General features: G+C 43.5%; 1 protein-coding gene. It reads left to right on the forward strand.

The genetic code is table 11. The annotated features are described in order from the left end of the window. Window positions 1-619: transposase (locus I6F48_RS21220; RefSeq protein ID WP_197120250.1), on the forward strand; the 619-nt coding region annotated here is incomplete at both ends.

Genomic DNA, 619 nt, shown 5'->3' on the forward strand with positions numbered 1-619 from the left:
CTGGGTTATGCTCATGGTTTAATTAGTAGCCGCCGAATTGCTAAAGCGTGTGAGACGAACATTTTATTTATGAGTGTGTCGGGTGATATCCAGCCGCATTACACATCTATAGCGGGATTCGAGGCCAAAATGCATGAACAGATTGAGCCGCTTTTTACGCAAGTACTGATGATATGTGATGAGGAAGGCTTGATAGGCCGCAACATGTTTGCCATTGATGGATGTAAATTAAAGTCCAATGCGAGTAAAGAGTGGAGCGGCACATTCGATGAGTTAGGTCGAAAAAAAGCAAAACTAGAACGCGCAAGCAAACGTATTATTGAACGCCACCAATCACAAGATGGACTGAGTGAAGAGTTAATAACTCAGGATTTAAAACAAAAAGAGAAGCTGGATAAAAGTGCAGATAAAATCACCGAGTTCTTAGCCACTCACAAAGAAAAAACAGGCAGTAAAGGCAAGCCAGTTAAAAGTAATATTACCGACCCCGACAGCGCGAAAATGACGACCTCAAAAGGGACAATTCAAGGCTACAACGGCATCGCGATTAATGACGATAAACACCAAATCATCCTGCAAGCTCAAGCGTGGGGCTCAGTGGGTGAGCAACAAACCCTAC

Source organism: Pseudoalteromonas sp. SWYJ118 (assembly GCF_015864505.1).
Lineage (GTDB): Bacteria > Pseudomonadota > Gammaproteobacteria > Enterobacterales > Alteromonadaceae > Pseudoalteromonas > Pseudoalteromonas arctica.